The 15,297-nt window shown below is 44.3% G+C and carries 16 protein-coding genes; 5 read left to right on the forward strand and 11 right to left on the reverse strand.

Going from position 1 to position 15,297, the window contains the following annotated elements:
• Nucleotides 1-5: 5 nt before the first annotated feature.
• From hflK to AVL57_RS18215, 8 genes are all read right to left on the reverse strand, one after another.
• Nucleotides 6-1,157, reverse strand: coding sequence for an FtsH protease activity modulator HflK (hflK, locus tag AVL57_RS18180; RefSeq protein ID WP_057795591.1), 1,152 nt, complete (start codon nt 1,155-1,157; stop codon nt 6-8).
• A 71-nt stretch (nt 1,158-1,228) separates the two neighbouring features.
• Nucleotides 1,229-2,518 carry a ribosome rescue GTPase HflX gene (hflX, locus tag AVL57_RS18185; RefSeq protein WP_057795589.1) on the reverse strand — a complete coding sequence of 430 codons (1,290 nt, stop codon included), beginning with the start codon at nt 2,516-2,518 and terminating at the stop codon, nt 1,229-1,231.
• A 17-nt stretch (nt 2,519-2,535) separates the two neighbouring features.
• A complete protein-coding gene (gene hfq, locus AVL57_RS18190) occupies nt 2,536-2,787 on the reverse strand; it encodes an RNA chaperone Hfq (protein ID WP_013786373.1) in 252 nt (83 codons plus the stop codon).
• A 77-nt stretch (nt 2,788-2,864) separates the two neighbouring features.
• Complete coding sequence (gene miaA, locus AVL57_RS18195; protein ID WP_057796546.1) at nt 2,865-3,758, reverse strand: tRNA (adenosine(37)-N6)-dimethylallyltransferase MiaA; 894 nt, start codon at nt 3,756-3,758, stop codon at nt 2,865-2,867.
• A gap of 82 nt (nt 3,759-3,840) precedes the next feature.
• Nucleotides 3,841-5,601 carry a DNA mismatch repair endonuclease MutL gene (gene mutL, locus AVL57_RS18200; RefSeq protein ID WP_057795587.1) on the reverse strand — a complete coding sequence of 587 codons (1,761 nt, stop codon included), beginning with the start codon at nt 5,599-5,601 and terminating at the stop codon, nt 3,841-3,843.
• A 35-nt stretch (nt 5,602-5,636) separates the two neighbouring features.
• The gene (locus AVL57_RS18205) at nt 5,637-7,007 is read right to left on the reverse strand and encodes an N-acetylmuramoyl-L-alanine amidase (RefSeq protein WP_057795585.1); all 1,371 of its coding nucleotides are present in this window, start codon (nt 7,005-7,007) and stop codon (nt 5,637-5,639) included.
• A 65-nt stretch (nt 7,008-7,072) separates the two neighbouring features.
• Complete coding sequence (gene tsaE / locus AVL57_RS18210) at nt 7,073-7,555, reverse strand: tRNA (adenosine(37)-N6)-threonylcarbamoyltransferase complex ATPase subunit type 1 TsaE (RefSeq protein WP_057795583.1); 483 nt, start codon at nt 7,553-7,555, stop codon at nt 7,073-7,075.
• 74 nt (nt 7,556-7,629) lie between these two features.
• Nucleotides 7,630-9,129, reverse strand: coding sequence for a bifunctional ADP-dependent NAD(P)H-hydrate dehydratase/NAD(P)H-hydrate epimerase (locus tag AVL57_RS18215; RefSeq protein ID WP_057795581.1), 1,500 nt, complete (start codon nt 9,127-9,129; stop codon nt 7,630-7,632).
• 6 nt (nt 9,130-9,135) lie between these two features.
• Here AVL57_RS18215 and queG point away from each other — a divergent pair, with 6 nt between their 5' ends.
• Nucleotides 9,136-10,287 carry a tRNA epoxyqueuosine(34) reductase QueG gene (gene queG, locus AVL57_RS18220; RefSeq protein WP_057795579.1) on the forward strand — a complete coding sequence of 384 codons (1,152 nt, stop codon included), beginning with the start codon at nt 9,136-9,138 and terminating at the stop codon, nt 10,285-10,287.
• Between the two features lie 113 nt (nt 10,288-10,400).
• Here the strand turns inward: queG and AVL57_RS18225 are convergent, their stop codons facing one another.
• The 3 genes from AVL57_RS18225 to nudC all read right to left on the reverse strand — a co-directional run bounded on the left by AVL57_RS18225 (nt 10,401) and on the right by nudC (nt 13,155).
• Nucleotides 10,401-10,931: a hypothetical protein gene (locus tag AVL57_RS18225; RefSeq protein WP_057795577.1), complete on the reverse strand. Its 531-nt coding sequence runs from the start codon at nt 10,929-10,931 to the stop codon at nt 10,401-10,403.
• A gap of 56 nt (nt 10,932-10,987) precedes the next feature.
• Complete coding sequence (hemE, locus tag AVL57_RS18230) at nt 10,988-12,079, reverse strand: uroporphyrinogen decarboxylase (protein ID WP_013786381.1); 1,092 nt, start codon at nt 12,077-12,079, stop codon at nt 10,988-10,990.
• Nucleotides 12,080-12,321: 242 nt separating this feature from the next.
• Nucleotides 12,322-13,155: an NAD(+) diphosphatase gene (gene nudC, locus AVL57_RS18235; protein WP_082605018.1), complete on the reverse strand. Its 834-nt coding sequence runs from the start codon at nt 13,153-13,155 to the stop codon at nt 12,322-12,324.
• Between the two features lie 171 nt (nt 13,156-13,326).
• On the opposite strand from nudC, the gene rsd reads away from it, so the two are divergent.
• The 4 genes from rsd to AVL57_RS18255 all read left to right on the forward strand — a co-directional run bounded on the left by rsd (nt 13,327) and on the right by AVL57_RS18255 (nt 15,211).
• The gene (gene rsd, locus AVL57_RS18240; protein ID WP_057795575.1) at nt 13,327-13,773 is read left to right on the forward strand and encodes a sigma D regulator; all 447 of its coding nucleotides are present in this window, start codon (nt 13,327-13,329) and stop codon (nt 13,771-13,773) included.
• A gap of 74 nt (nt 13,774-13,847) precedes the next feature.
• Entirely contained in the window at nt 13,848-14,321 is a 474-nt protein-coding gene (locus AVL57_RS18245; RefSeq protein ID WP_057795573.1) for a transcriptional repressor, read from the forward strand.
• Nucleotides 14,311-14,775 carry a chemotaxis protein CheX gene (locus AVL57_RS18250; RefSeq protein ID WP_013786385.1) on the forward strand — a complete coding sequence of 155 codons (465 nt, stop codon included), beginning with the start codon at nt 14,311-14,313 and terminating at the stop codon, nt 14,773-14,775. Before AVL57_RS18245 ends, AVL57_RS18250 begins: the two co-directional genes overlap by 11 nt.
• The gene (locus AVL57_RS18255) at nt 14,765-15,211 is read left to right on the forward strand and encodes a secondary thiamine-phosphate synthase enzyme YjbQ (RefSeq protein ID WP_057795571.1); all 447 of its coding nucleotides are present in this window, start codon (nt 14,765-14,767) and stop codon (nt 15,209-15,211) included. The genes AVL57_RS18250 and AVL57_RS18255 overlap by 11 nt, the downstream gene beginning before the upstream one ends.
• Nucleotides 15,212-15,297 lie beyond the last annotated feature (86 nt).

The raw sequence follows: 15,297 nt of genomic DNA on the forward strand, positions 1-15,297 counted from the left end.
CATAATTATCTCCCCTCTCTGTAGCTGTCACCACGTACACCAGAGGTGGACGATGAATTACGGCTATTTTGACCTTCGTCAGTCACCGGCATTTGTAACCCTTCTAAGGTACTGCGTGAGCGCGGTGTTGAACTGCCTTGTTGGCGTTCCATGATTTTATCTAAAGGAAGATACATCATGTTGTTTCCACCTTTACTGTCCACAAGGATTTTACTGGTATTGCTCAATACCTCTTCCATTGTTTCTATGTAAATACGTTCACGTGTCACTTCAGGTGCTCTCTCGTATTGAGGTAGCAACTCTTCAAAGCGAGCAACTTCACCTTGCGCTTCAAGTGTTACACGCTCTTTATAAGCCTGAGCTTCTTCGTTCATACGGTTAACTTGACCACGTGCACGAGGTTCAATTTCACGTGCGTAAGCTTCAGCTTCGCGAATGAAACGCTGTTCATCTTCCTGGGCTGAAATGGCATCATCAAATGCATCTTTCACTTGCTCAGGTGGGCGTGCATCACGGAAGTTCATGTCGATAATCGACACTCCCATGTTGTACGGTTCAATAATAGCTTGAAGCTCTTCCCAAACGCGTTGGCGAGCCACTTCACGACCATCAGTAAGAACATCATCCATGGTTGAATGACCTACTACGTAGCGGATTGCACTGTCTAAAGACTGGCTTAAGCTCGTTTCTGGGCTTTCAACAGCAAACGTCCAGCGGTATGGGTCTACAACGCGGAATTGCATTTCCATCTGTACGCTAACCACGTTCTCGTCTTCCGTTAGCATAGAGCCTGACGAAGATTGGTCGCGTATAGATTGCACATCCACAGGAATAACTCTGTCGATAAATGTTGGTGCCCAACGTAATCCAGGTTCAACTTGCTTAGCATACTCACCGAAACGTAATACTACGCCTCGCTCAGCTTCACGAATGGTGTAAAAACCGCTTACAGCCCAAATGATCACAACTAAGCCAATTAAAATACCAGCACCGATACCGCCCAAACTCTTACCTGAGCCACCGCTACCGCCGCCAGACTTTCCGAACTTACCGAATAAGTTCTTGAATACATCATCTAAATCGGGGGGACCTTGATCACGTCCGCCGCGATTTTTCCACGGGTCGTTATTATTGCCACCCGGCTCATTCCAAGCCATGCTGATACTCCATAGATTACAGTTTTATTTTTGAAATTCGCATGCATTGCCGTGCTAAAAATTAGCAGCGGTTAATGTCGCACAACATACTCTGATATTCCGTTCTCTAAACGCTTTTCAAGTCTGTTCCAATCTGCCATTGGCATTCGAACATCTACCACCCAATCACCTTGATTGTCGTATTCTTCACTGGATATACAATTCAATTCAAATAGTACACCACGAAGACTACTTTGCGCTGGGGGTATTTTAAGCGTGTAGTTAACCATACTTTTGCTTAAACACTCAGTTAATGCTTGCCCAAGCAACTCGGTGCCTTCACCGGTTTGAGCTGAAAGCCAAACTCGGGTTGGAACACCTTCCTCGTTTCTTTCAATACGAGGGTTTATGTCATCTAGTTTATCAATCTTATTACATATTAGTAATTGTTGAATCTCACTGGCGTCTATTTCTTCCAACACAGCGTTCACTTCATCAATGGTTTCACGATATTTCGCATCCGCAATATCCACCACATGAAGCAAGAGATCAGCTTCTTGGGTTTCTTGAAGCGTGGCTTTAAATGCCGCCACTAGGTCGTGTGGAAGATGCCTTATAAAGCCTACCGTATCGGCTAAAATGGCAGGCCCTACGTCTTTCAAATCTATTTTTCTAAGCGTAGGGTCTAACGTAGCAAACAATTGGTCTGCCGCATACACGTGCGCGTCGGTAATAGTATTGAAAAGGGTAGACTTACCAGCATTGGTATAGCCCACTAAGGATACTGTGGGAATTTCAGCACGCTTTCTAGACCTGCGTCCTTGCTCGCGCTGCTTTTGTACTTTCTCTAAACGGCGAAGAATAGCTTTTATGCGCCCACGGAGTAATCGACGGTCAGTTTCAAGCTGGGTTTCACCCGGCCCACGCAAACCTATACCACCTTTTTGGCGCTCTAAGTGAGTCCAACCTCGAATAAGACGCGTAGAGATGTGACGCAATTGAGCGAGTTCAACCTGAAGCTTACCTTCATGCGTTCTTGCTCTTTGCGCAAATATATCGAGGATAAGCCCGGTTCTATCTAGCACTCTACATTGACAAACCGCTTCTAAGTTTCGCTCTTGAGAGGGCGACAAACTATGGTTAAAGATAACGACATTAGCGTCGTGCGCTTTAACTGCTGCTGCGATTTCTTCCGCTTTACCCGAACCCACAAAGAATTTAGCTTGGGGTGCACTTCGCGAAGTTGTGATAACTTCTACCGCGTTTACACCCGCAGAAGACACAAGCAATTCGAGCTCGGCTAAATCTTCTTTGCTGTTTTCATCAGTAAAATTAACATGAACTAGTACAGCCTGTTCACCGGCTTCATAACGGTCAAACAAGCGCGTTACCTTTTAATTTATTCAGCTTTAGTATTTTCAGATTCTCCTGTAGCACTCGGCATAGTGATAGCGCGAGCTGGAACAACGGTGGAAATAGCGTGCTTATACACCATTTGGCTGACTGTATTTTTAAGTAGAATCACGAACTGATCAAATGATTCAACTTGTCCCTGTAATTTAATGCCGTTTACCAGATAAATAGATACTGGAATACGCTCCTTGCGTAATGCATTTAAGAATGGGTCTTGTAAAGATTGCCCTTTAGCCATTTGATATCCTTAGTTTTTATTATTCGTAGCCCTTACTCTCGGCCACTGCACGTCTAATGTATACCACACTCAACTTATTAGAGTGTGACTTTCGCTGTAATTTTAGTCAAATTATCTTTACAAAATGTGTCTAGCCAAGTGAGGTTTTCCCACCCCCTAAGCCACGTAAGCTGTCGCTTAGCGAGTTGCCTAGTTGCGATAATGCCCCTTTCGCGCATTTGCTCGTAGGACAATTGGCCTTCTAAGTATTGCCACATTTGTCTATAGCCAACCGAACGGATTGACGGTAAATCTTCGTGAAGATCGCCCCGTTCAAACAGTCGCTTAACTTCTTGTTCAAATCCATCATCTAGCATCATGTCGAATCGCTGGGCAATTCGCTCATGTAAGACGCTTCTCTCTTTTGGAGCAATAGCAAATTGGCTAATATCGTAGGGGCAAGGACTGCCTTTCTCGTTTTGCCAGTCTGTTAGCGTTTTGCCCGTTCCACGAAATACTTCTAATGCTCTGGTCAATCTTTGAGGGTCGTTAGGGTGAATTCTGTCACCGCTAATAGGATCCACTCGGCAAAGCTCGTCGTGCAATTTTTGCCAACCGTAAGCTTCTGCTTCACTGGCTATTTCACTGCGTATCTTTTCATCTGACTTAGGTAGTGGCGAAATTCCATTTATCAAGGCATTAAAGTACATCATTGTACCCCCAGCCAATATTGGTACCCTATTTCGACTATGAATTTCTTCTATAAGCCTAATAGCATCGTTACAAAACTGTGAAACAGAGTAACTTTCTGCTGGGTCAATAATATCAATAAGATGATGAGGAACTAACGATTTCTCGGCAGCCGTAGGTTTCGCCGTACCTATATCCATATTAGTGTAGACCAAAGCTGAATCAACGCTGATAATTTCACAGTCCATTGTTTCAGCTAGCGACAGTGACAAACCTGTCTTACCTGACGCCGTTGGGCCCATAATGGAAATAACAGGTAATTGAGACTGATACTTGTCCGATGTATTCGATATATTCGATATATTCGATGCAGATTTTATGCCATCAACCATGGTTATTTCCCCATATTGAAAGCAGGCCATCTAACGAGCGCACTTTACCAAATCGCTCTATACATTCCCATTGTTTCACGTCGTTTTTCTCATCCAACCAGTGCCACAATTGTTCGCATAATATTTCATCTAAATCTTGGTCGTCAGTTAACACTAATTGATAGCGCTTATCATCATTTGCAACGTCGCTCTCTAACAGCCTTTCAAACCAACGTATCCAAGGGAAGTGCCTTGTGCCTGCGGGTACTTGCTGCAATCTATACTTGCCCGCCACTTGGTTAATTTCAAAGTTAAGCGCATTAAGTGCTGCAATTTTATCAGGCTCAACATGGGCAACTTCAAGCGCCACTGGCATCAACAAAGGTTGTGAATGTTCAGCCGCCTCAAATACCTGTTGTAAGTACACATTTGCGAAAGATTTTACATCCAACAGGTAAACATTTTCACTGTGTACGTAAATTCTACAATATGAGTTTAGTGCAACGTGCTGACTTTGCTCACGCTCTGATGATGGCGGCGTGTCGCTATTTGGCGTCATTAAACGATTAAAATTAGATTGATAAGCCGCGGTTGGCGCTTTCGATTGTCTATGCCCAGATAAAGAAGCGCCACCTGAGCCGCCTAAACCTGATTGAGATGACGAGGCCGGAGAATGGCTTAAAGGTCGTATATAGTCATGACTTTGCTGCGGTGGATTAAAACTCACTGGTTCATCAAAGCTCTCAGCTTCGCCATGTTGTTGAGTTTCACTCTCATTGGTAATTGAGTGCAGTGCATCACACACTGTCTTACAAATGAAATCATGTACTAAACGCCCTTGCTGAAAACGAACTTCATGCTTTGCCGGGTGTACGTTCACATCCACATCTTTAGGGTCTAACGTAAGATATACAACAAAAGAGGGCTGTTCTAATACACCCCACACACTTTCGTATGCTTGCCTAATAGCATGCATGATTAACTTATCGCGCATGCCGCGCCCGTTTACAAAACTAAACTGGCAATCGTTACTGCTACGCAGCATTACTTCGCTACCTAGCCATGCATTCATGGTAATTCCTTCGTATTCCACATTGATGTGTACAGCGTTATCAATGAACTTTTGCCCTACTACAGCGGCAATACGAGAGGCAAGTGAGCCATGTTTATCGGCAATATAGCGCTTAGTCGTCTTGCCGTTATGTTTCAGAATAAAACTAGCATGAGGGTAACTAAGGGCAATCCGTTTCACCACATCTTCAATGTGTTGAAACTCTGTTTTTTCGGCGCGCAGAAACTTGCGCCTTGCTGGCGTGTTGTAAAAAAGGTCCGCCACATCAATGGTGGTCCCTTTGGGGTGAGCGGCTGGCTGAATATTAACTGCCATTTCCCGGCCTTCGCAGTAGGCCTGCCAGGCTTCACTTTGTGATTCGGTTTTAGAGGTTAACGTTAAACGGCTAACCGAACTTATACTCGCCAAGGCTTCGCCACGAAAGCCTAACGATAAGATTCGCTCTAAATCATCTAATGTTGAAATTTTACTGGTAGCGTGGCGACTCAGCGCAAGCTGTAATTCATCTTTAGCAATGCCTGCGCCGTTATCTTTTAAACGAATACGTTTATGGCCGCCTTTCTCAATATCTATTTCTATTCTATCGGCGCCTGCATCTAGGCTATTTTCTAGTAACTCTTTAACCACAGACGCAGGGCGTTCAACCACTTCCCCTGCGGCAATCTGGTTGGCCAATTGTGGCGATAATAATTGTATAGACAAAAGAAACTCGTAGGTAGAAATTGATTAACGTGATGTTAGGTTCTTGGAATAGTAAGTACTTGCCCTATTCTCACCACATCACTATTTAAATTATTGGCAGCTTTTAAGCGGCTAACGTTCACATTGTAGCGCTGGGCAAGAAGCGAAAGCGACTCTCCACTTCTTACAGTATGGGTTCGACTATCTGCACGTTCAAGTGCCCATAATGTACCATCTGGGGGGACTTGCTTAAAATAGCGTTTTGCTGCGGTAAACATGGCTTTCGCCAGTTTTTCTCTATGTTTACCCCAGTTGAGATTTTTCTCTTCTTGCGGGTTAGAAATAAACCCTACTTCAACCAAAATGGATGGAATATCCGGCGCAGTGAGTACAGCAAAGCTGGCTGCTTGAGGCGCGCGCTTGTGCAAGGAAGTCACCTGCTTCATTTCCTCAATCACTTTGTTACCCAAGTCATGACTGGTGGCCATACTATGATCCATCGATAAACCAAGGATGGTTTCCGCTAAATAACGCTCACTCGATTTATCGCTGATAACTTCTGCCGCACCACCAAGTAATTCAGAGTGTCGTTCTGATTTTTCTAGCCAGCGACCTAGTTCTGTATCGGCACGGCGCATCGACAGTACCCACACAGATCCCCCTTTGGGCTGTGGTTGGCTAAACGCGTCAGCGTGAATCGATATTAATAAGTCCGCTTTTTGCTTGCGTGCCAGTTCTGGCCGTTTGTTTGGCGATACATAGTAATCACCACTGCGCGTCATAATGGCCCGCATACCACGTTCACCATTAATCATGGCTTCTAGTTTTTTGGCAATGCTTAATGTAATGTGCTTTTCATACGTACCGGCTGGCCCAATGGAACCTGGGTCTTCGCCACCGTGACCTGCATCAATAGCAACAATAATATCTCGGTTTCTGTGGCTGCTCGAGCCATCCATGACAACCGAAGACGATGAAGCATTTGACGGTGGAGTACTTGATGCTGAATTATTACTACCAGCAGCTGGGGCTGCGCTATCTTTTAAATCAACTACTAACCGATGCCCATAGGGTTTAGTCGGCGTCATTGCAAATAAAGAAGGTGAAGCTGCACGGTTTAACTCAATAACCACTCGGGCTGATTGTTTATTTTTAGGTGTGGAATAGCGTACCTTTCGCACTAAATCGCCAGACTCAGATTGAAGAGATAATATCTTACTATCACTCGTATTCGATAAATCGATAACCAAGCGATGTGGATTTTTAAGGGGGAAGTAGGTGAATTCCGGCGCAGATGACATATCGAAAACTATTCGAGTATTATCTGGCGAGGGCCAAATCCTTAGTCCATCAATTTGATTTTGTGCAGCATGGACAGTTTGCACTACAACCCAAATGCACATAACCGATAAAATTTTACGTACCATGCTTCGCCTTTATTTTGCTTGTTGCCACAAGCTTATAGTCGTTATTGTTTATCAAAGCTTACTATTTATAGCGTTTTACAACCTTGCAATATCTTTGCGCCTTTCACGCTTGTCGCTTCAACACTGAACTGACGACCAGTTGGCACAATATTTATACTAATCACAATGTCTGGTGATGCCAAGTATTCAGCCCCATTTTCTGACCATTCTATAAGGGCAATGTTTCCTGTGCCGAAATAATCTCGAATACCCATGAACTCAAGTTCTTCTGGGTCGGCTAAACGATACAAGTCGAAATGATAAATTGAGACATTTTCTAGCTCGTAAGGTTCCACCAAGGTATAGGTCGGGCTTTTTACATTCCCATCATGCCCTAATGCTTGAATGAAATACCGGCTGAACGTGGTCTTTCCTGCGCCTAAGTCACCGTTTAAAAATATCACGGCATCTATTGGCTGCTGGGCCGCTACGGCATTCGCCAAATCCTTTGCCATTGCTGACGTATCTTCAGGTGTTGCAGCAAAAAATGAAGAGTGCGGGTAAGACATCTTTTTAAGGTTCCACATGACTAAACTAAAAGGCTGATATTGGCATTAAGCCTACACAGCCCATGCCAATAGATTTACTGATTAATTAACGCACGTACGGCATAAAATAGATCACTGGCTATCATACCACGTTGTCCGTACAGCTGGGCAATATCATCGCCCGCTTTAGCATGTAGCACCACGCCGTACTTAGCGGCAATATCAACACTAAGGCCTTGTGCCATAAGCGCGCCTAATATACCGCTTAGTACATCACCGCTACCTGCGGTTGCCATACCAGGGTTACCATGGCGACAAACCCACGTTTTCTTTTCATTGTCGATAAGCGTGCCGGCCCCTTTTAAAACACATACCGCATGGTAGCGCTGCGAACATTGTCTGGCGTAATTGAATCGGTCGCTTTCTACATCGTCAACAGACACACCTAGGAGTCGCCCCGCCTCTCCCGCATGAGGAGTCAGCACGCAGTGTTCCAGTGTATATGCGGTTGACTGTTTGCATAAAAGATTGAGTGCGTCAGCATCGATGACGATAGGTTTATTTTCACTTTGACAGTGTTTGAGTACGCTAGCGAACACACTTTGTGACCATTCATCTTGACCAAGTCCTGGACCAATGACTACGCATGACGCCCATGCTAAGGCATCATCTAAGTGGCTTGATGTCACCATCAACTCAGGTCGACCTGCGCTAACTTGAATAGTAGACGCCTCGTGGGTGTAGACCCGCACCATACCAGCACCACTTCGAAGAGCCGCTTCCCCAGCTAGCCTAATAGCACCGGCCGTTCCGCGATTTCCGCCCACACACAGCAACCTGCCATAGGTTCCTTTATGGCTGTGAACATCCCGAGGCCCCATGCCTTTGAAGTGCTCGATATTTAATAAGGTTGCGCTGGCTTTTGCTAAGGTCTGAAACGCTTTACCTATTTCTAAATCAGCGTACACCAACTTTCCACAAGATTGCTTACCTGCCCCTGTGACCAAACCAGGTTTGATACCTACAAAGGTAACAGTGACATCGGCTTGAACGCAGCGCCCTAAACTTTGGCCTGTGTTCGCATCTAATCCTGAAGGTACGTCGATACTGACCACGGGGGTTGTTGAATCGTTGATAGCGTCGATAACGTCGGCGAATTCATTGCGAATGTAGCTGTTAATTCCCGTACCTAATAGTGCATCGATGACTACGTCTGCTTTTTCAATCAGGGCAACATCGAAAGGTTTAATACTGCCGCCAGCATCTAGCCATTGCTTTTGTGCAGTGCCTGCATCACCGTCTAACACGCGGTCAGGTTCAATTGCGCAAACATACACTTTTTTACCCGCTTTTTTCGCATTTAATGCTGTAATATAACCATCGCCAGCATTGTTACCTTGGCCTAGTAAAATTAAATACACATCAGAATTAGCGAACAAACTTTGGCACTGTTCAAATACAGCACCACCGGCGCGTTGCATTAACGTGAACATATCACAGCCAGACTGAGCAGCCGCTTCGGCTTCATTTTCTCTGACCTGATCGGCCCGAAACAGTTTGTATGATAAACTTGAGGTGAGTTGAGTATCTAGCATAAGTACATGTCCACTATTAATTCTATCGACCTAATTCAATTGACCCAAGATATCAAGGCTTGGGGCCGCACGCTAGGCTTTCAGCAAGTTGGTATTAGCGACATTGATTTACATCAGCATGAAGCTCATTTAACTAAATGGTTAGAGAACGGCTATCACGGCGACATGGCCTTTATGGCTAACCATGGGATGAAGCGGGCCCGGCCCGACGAACTTGTGCCAGGCACACTGCGGGTTATTAGTGTGCGGATGAACTACCTTCCACCCGATGCCTCGTTCGCAAAACATTTAAGCCAACCAGATACAGGTTATATAAGCCGATATGCCCTTGGTAGGGATTATCACAAGGTATTGCGCAAGCGTTTGAAGCAACTGGGTGAGAAAATTACCACCGCGCTGAGTGACACCCAGTACCGCCCGTTTGTAGATTCAGCGCCGGTATTGGAACACGCCATTGCAGAAAAAGCGGGAATAGGTTGGACAGGAAAACACAGCTTAACCATTAATAAAGAAGCTGGTTCTTGGTTCTTTTTAGGTGAACTTTTTATTAATGTTCCCTTGCCCATCGATGCCCCCATCGAAGAAGGCTGTGGTACATGTACAGCATGCCTAACTATCTGCCCTACTAACGCAATAGTAGCGCCTTATAAAGTAGACGCTAGGCGTTGTATTTCCTATCTTACTATTGAATCAGATAAAGATATTCCCGAGGAACTTCGCCCGTTAATGGGTAATCGAATTTATGGTTGTGACGATTGTCAGCTTATTTGCCCATGGAATCGTTATGCCGATATTACTGAAGAAGAAGACTTTCACCCCAGAAAGGTATTGCATGGGCAAAGCTTAACAACCCTTTTTTCATGGGACGAAGCTACCTTTTTGACCAATACAGAAGGGTCGCCTATTCGCCGGATTGGGTTTGAAAAATGGCAACGTAATATTGCCGTCGCATTGGGAAATGCCAACTATAGCGAACTAACTGTGAACGCCCTTCAGGTAAACCTTGGAAAGGTGAGCGATAAAGTGGATCGACACATTACGTGGGCATTAGCACAACAAGAAAATAAAAAAGCGGGTTTAGCGTTAGAAGAGAAGGCAAATAGACAACAAAAAAGATTAACTAGAGCGGTAGAGAAAGGGTTACCCAGAGACGCGTAACAAGACAAAAGTACTCGTTAAATAAAGTAGGTTGGCTAGGGGCTGAGTAAATGGGGGGCTGGATAAATTAGCGCCTAGATTAAACTAACGCTTGGGCTAAATCAGCGCTTGTACTAAGTAGTTGCATCACTGATAAGCACGGGTCTAGATGAAAACTTAACACCAATTTGTGTGTTTCCCTCTTCAATATTGCTCACTTCAAGCATTTCACCAAATTGCCACCACGACTGAGCTTTCAAATCGTTAAGCATTCGCTCGAACCCCGCATGACTGCCAGAGTATTCCCCTGTAAATTCACATTCTGATTGCGTGCATTGAAACGTATTTAAGGTGAGTTTTTGCCCACTGGGATGAAACGCTAAAAATTCCGTTATTTCGTTTTGGACCTGAAATTCAGAGAGGTCTTCATTGGTAGCGAGTGTGTGCGCGCTTTTCGGGGTCTGGGCGTATGCTTCGCCAGACATTTGAGGGGTAGCTTTAATCACCCTAAGATTGCTACTTGCTGTGGTGCGCGAACGCTCCAGCACAGTATTCAAACGCTCTTTTTCCACGTTGGAATTAGCCAACTTACCGTGGTAAAAGCCGAACTGATAACCTGTCACGGCAATAAAGAGAATGAGTACAATAACAACCCAGGGTTTCATGATTTCCTTACCAGCTTGTTGGCGAATCGTAGCTAAACATTTAGCTACGAATATAACTACTTATGATAAGGCGCACTGAGTTCGTGAACTGAATTCACAAACACACCTGCATTTTCTGGTGGCACATCTAAGTGAATACCGTGACCTAAATTGAATACATGGCCAGAACCTTCGCCATAACCCGATAGGATAGTGCCAACTTCTTCACGAATTCTTTCTGGCGAAGCATAAAGCATGGAAGGGTCCATATTACCTTGTAATGCTACCTTGTCACCAATACGTGCACGGGCTTCAGCAATATCAATAGTCCAATCAAGACCTACTGCATCACATCCAGTCGCAGCAATTGACTCTAACCACATGCCGCCGTTTTTGGTAAACAAAGTCACCGGTACTTTTCTTCCATCGGCTTCACGGGTAAGTCCATCAACAATACGCGCCATATATTGCAATGAAAAGTCTTTATAATCACGTGGTGACAACACACCGCCCCACGTATCGAATATCATGACTGATTGTGCACCTGCTGCTATTTGAGCATTGAGGTATTCCGTTACGGAATCGGCCAGCTTCTCTAGCAAGGCATGCAAAATAGCCGGTTCAGCAAACGCCATTTTTTTGATTTTAGTGAAAGCCTTACTTGAGCCACCTTCCACCATATAAGTAGCAAGCGTCCAAGGGCTACCGGAAAAACCAATTAAAGGCACGTCGCCATTTAGTTCACGGCGGATGGTGCGCACTGCATTCATTACATACTGCAGTTCACCTTCTGGGTCTGGCAAACCAATTTTATCGACGTCGGCTTTACAGGTAATTGGCTTTTTAAAACGCGGGCCTTCGCCAGTTTCAAAGTAAAGCTCTAAGCCCATCGCATCAGGAATCGTTAGAATGTCTGAGAATAAAATAGCGGCATCTAATGGAAAACGACGAAGTGGCTGTAAAGTCACCTCACAGGCAAGCTCCGCATTTTTGCACAACGACATAAAGTCACCAGCGACTGCTCGCGTTGCTTTGTATTCAGGTAAATAGCGGCCAGCTTGTCGCATCATCCATACAGGCGTGACATCGACAGGTTGCTTTGATAACGCCCGTAGGTAACGATCATTCTTTAAAGCGGGTTTAGCAGCACTGGTAGCTTTTTGCGACATATATTCACCTGAAATTAGAAAAATAAAACGGCGAAATTATACCAGCATTCATTTCATTTTGTGCTAAAAAGCTGTCTTAATTTGGCAACTTGCGATACTTACCCTTTATAATGCGACGAACAATACTTGAAAAGGGGCTTGCACTACTAGTAAGTGTTTGCTACTAATATATACAGCAACGACAAAGAAGCCCGCAAAGGGACCGTGCTAAACTCATTGAAACCCTGCTTCGGCAGGGTTTTTTATTTGTCTTCTAATTGCGACAGTGTTTTGGCAATGAGTTGGCCTGCAATCGAGAATGGCGGTGGAATGGTTGGTAATGCATCAATACTAAACCACTGTGCATCATCAATTTCATTTTCCTGACACCGAATTTCACCACTTTCATACTCAGCAATAAATCCAACCATTATAGAATGCGGGAATGGCCATGGCTGGCTTTCGATGTAACGTAAGTTCTTAACTTTTACCCCCACCTCTTCGAATACTTCCCTGTGAACGGCTTCTTCTAAACTTTCGCCGCTTTCTACAAAACCAGCAAGGGTTGAATACATATTCGCTTCTTTGTGCCTAACGCCTTTTGCTAATAGCAATTTTTCATTATTGTGTATTGAAACAATGATGCATGGTGATACACGGGGGTAACTTCTGTGATGGCAGCGATGGCAATGCACGGCCATTTCCCAATTCACTCTTTCGGTATGTGAACCACATTGACCACAAAACTGATGAGTTCTTAAAAAATGGACATACTGCCACGCCCGACCTATGACTGAAAAACCGATTTCTTGTTGCTCAAACAACAATTGGCGTAATGACACCGACTCCCATTGTTCGTCTTCTATGGTTTCAGCACCAAGGTCAACAACAAAGACAGGTTCATTTTTCTGAGCTGACTCATGTAATGGAGGGAGTTGATGAATCTCTTCGCGATAATTTTCGAGAAAGGTAAATTCATTGATATGCGCTAAAGGAACGTTTATTTCGCCTTTACGAATGACAATGCGACCCTTGGAAAAAATGATCCATTGCCCAATCTCAGTCTCGATTTCACTATCGCTGCGCTTTATCATCATAAAACTGTCATCCAACCATTAAAGATATACAAGGTAAGATAACATATATTTAATTACGACAACGAAGTGGGTTCAATTTGTGTCGTATAGGCTGAGTGTTATACTAGGTTAAAATGCTGGTAAATAGCAGGTGCTGAATTAATAAAAAGCGCTGATTGAAAGGATCATGAAATGTTACAGCAGTTAGAGAAGGTAAAAGTAAAATGGGGCGGCAAAAGTGACACTGTCGATAATTGGCTGTTAGCCAGACAGTCACTGCTTGTGTCCTATTGCCATTTAGCCGGTTTAGACCAGCAAGGCGAGTCACTGCCTGAAGCAAATGACATCGCTAATTTTTGTGAAAACCTAATGGATTACCTTTCCGCTGGGCACTTTGAGGTCTTTGATATGTTGGTTGACGATGAAGCAGAAGGAAAAGCGTTAAAACAGCGTCTTTACCCAAAACTTACGCAAACCACTGACTCAGCCCTACAATTTAATGATAAATTCGCAGAGGCACTTACTATTGAACAAGCGGCTGTTTTTGACAGTGAGCTTGCGAATATTGGTGAAACTCTTGAAGAGCGCTTTGCTTTAGAGGACCAATTAATTGCACATATGTACGCCAGCGTAGAGTAAATAAAGCGGGTAAACATCTGTCATTAATGACGTCATTACCAATATAATTAGTAAAATAGCCACGGTAGCAATAAATGAATAAAGCCACGCTTATCCACAAGGCTCGCGCATACTGCGAGCAAAGAGGTGCGAGATTTACCCCTCTTAGAGAGAAAGTGTACGAAATATTAGTCGCAAAGCACGGTCCAATGGGGGCCTACGATTTGCTAGATGCGCTAAAAGAGACTGAGTCCGGTGCAAAACCTGCCACCGTTTACCGAGCCCTCGATTTTTTACTCGATTTCGGTTTTATTCATCGTCTCGAGTCGACCAATGCATTCGTAGCCTGTTATCATTTTGGTTGTAACCACCCTGTTCAGTTTCTTATTTGCGACAGTTGTGGTGACGTTGCAGAGATACAGTCTGAAGGTTTGAAAGAAACATTAGATAGTCAGGCAGAGGCCAACGGCTTCAAAGTGTCTAAACAAACAATAGAAGCGCATGGTCTTTGTGCTGATTGTCAACAAACGGAAAATACCGTTGCAAAGGAGCACTCCCATGAATGCTGAATTCGTTAATCCGTTTATCTCTGGTTTACTTAATGTATTAGAAACCATGGCGCAAACTAAACTTACTCCGGGTAAACCTAAACGTAAGCAAGGCGATGTAGCTAAAGGCGATGTATCTGGGTTAATTGGTATGGTAGGCCCTAGTGTGCGTGGCTCAATGTCTATTACCTTTGAAGAATCTCTTGCCCTTACCATTATGGAACGCATGGTTGGAGAACGCCCTGAAAAACTTGATGCAGAAGTTGGGGATATGGTTGGCGAAGTCACTAATATGATATGTGGAGCGGCAAAACGCGACCTTGCAGATCGTGGGTTTGAATTTGGAATGGCGACACCTATTGTTGTGTCTGGTAAGCAGCACACCATCAGCCATCAGGTCAGCGGCGCGAAAATCATTCTTCCGTTTATGTGTGATGAAGGATTGGCGCACTTAGAGATCTGCTTTGACAAATAATTCCTGGTACTCTGAAAAAATTACACTACCTGAATTTCCTCGTGGCTTTCATCTAGTAACAGAGTATATAATTAGCGCTTTACCCATGCTGCAAAATATTGAGGTAGGTCTTCTTCATTTATGGCTTAAACACACCAGTGCCAGCCTTACAATAAATGAAAATGCAGATCCGACGGTTAGGTCGGATATGGAGGCCTTCTTTAACTATAGTGTAAAAGAAAACTTGCCCTTTTTCCGGCATACTTACGAAGGTAGTGATGATATGCCGGCTCACTTGAAATCAAGTCTGCTGGGGTGTCAGGTTTCAATACCGGTGGAGAAAGGGAGGCTACAACTTGGTACTTGGCAGGGCATCATGCTAGGCGAGCACCGAGATATTGGCGGCCAACGAACGATTATTGCCACATTACAAGGGCTAGCGACATCGCCTATATAACAAAATGGCATATTAATTGCTTAGAACAACTAAGCACAAGCTAGAATTATCATAAATCGATAATCACTCAACGTTTAACAGGATGT

The sequence above is a fragment of the Alteromonas stellipolaris genome (assembly GCF_001562115.1).
Classification (GTDB): domain Bacteria; phylum Pseudomonadota; class Gammaproteobacteria; order Enterobacterales; family Alteromonadaceae; genus Alteromonas; species Alteromonas stellipolaris.

Excerpts from the sequence above, each read along its gene's own strand:
- AVL57_RS18250 (WP_013786385.1), top strand. The coding sequence starts at position 14,311 with ATGAATGCTGAATTCGTTAATCCGTTTATCTCTGGTTTACTTAATGTA.
- queG (WP_057795579.1), top strand. The coding sequence starts at position 9,136 with ATGTCCACTATTAATTCTATCGACCTAATTCAATTGACCCAAGATATC.
- AVL57_RS18225 (WP_057795577.1), bottom strand. The coding sequence starts at position 10,931 with ATGAAACCCTGGGTTGTTATTGTACTCATTCTCTTTATTGCCGTGACA.
- nudC (WP_082605018.1), bottom strand. The coding sequence starts at position 13,155 with ATGATGATAAAGCGCAGCGATAGTGAAATCGAGACTGAGATTGGGCAA.
- AVL57_RS18245 (WP_057795573.1), top strand. The coding sequence starts at position 13,848 with ATGAATAAAGCCACGCTTATCCACAAGGCTCGCGCATACTGCGAGCAA.
- hfq (WP_013786373.1), bottom strand. The coding sequence starts at position 2,787 with ATGGCTAAAGGGCAATCTTTACAAGACCCATTCTTAAATGCATTACGC.
- hemE (WP_013786381.1), bottom strand. The coding sequence starts at position 12,079 with ATGTCGCAAAAAGCTACCAGTGCTGCTAAACCCGCTTTAAAGAATGAT.
- rsd (WP_057795575.1), top strand. The coding sequence starts at position 13,327 with ATGTTACAGCAGTTAGAGAAGGTAAAAGTAAAATGGGGCGGCAAAAGT.
- tsaE (WP_057795583.1), bottom strand. The coding sequence starts at position 7,555 with ATGTCTTACCCGCACTCTTCATTTTTTGCTGCAACACCTGAAGATACG.
- hflK (WP_057795591.1), bottom strand. The coding sequence starts at position 1,157 with ATGGCTTGGAATGAGCCGGGTGGCAATAATAACGACCCGTGGAAAAAT.
- AVL57_RS18215 (WP_057795581.1), bottom strand. The coding sequence starts at position 9,129 with ATGCTAGATACTCAACTCACCTCAAGTTTATCATACAAACTGTTTCGG.
- AVL57_RS18205 (WP_057795585.1), bottom strand. The coding sequence starts at position 7,007 with ATGGTACGTAAAATTTTATCGGTTATGTGCATTTGGGTTGTAGTGCAA.
- miaA (WP_057796546.1), bottom strand. The coding sequence starts at position 3,758 with ATGGGCCCAACGGCGTCAGGTAAGACAGGTTTGTCACTGTCGCTAGCT.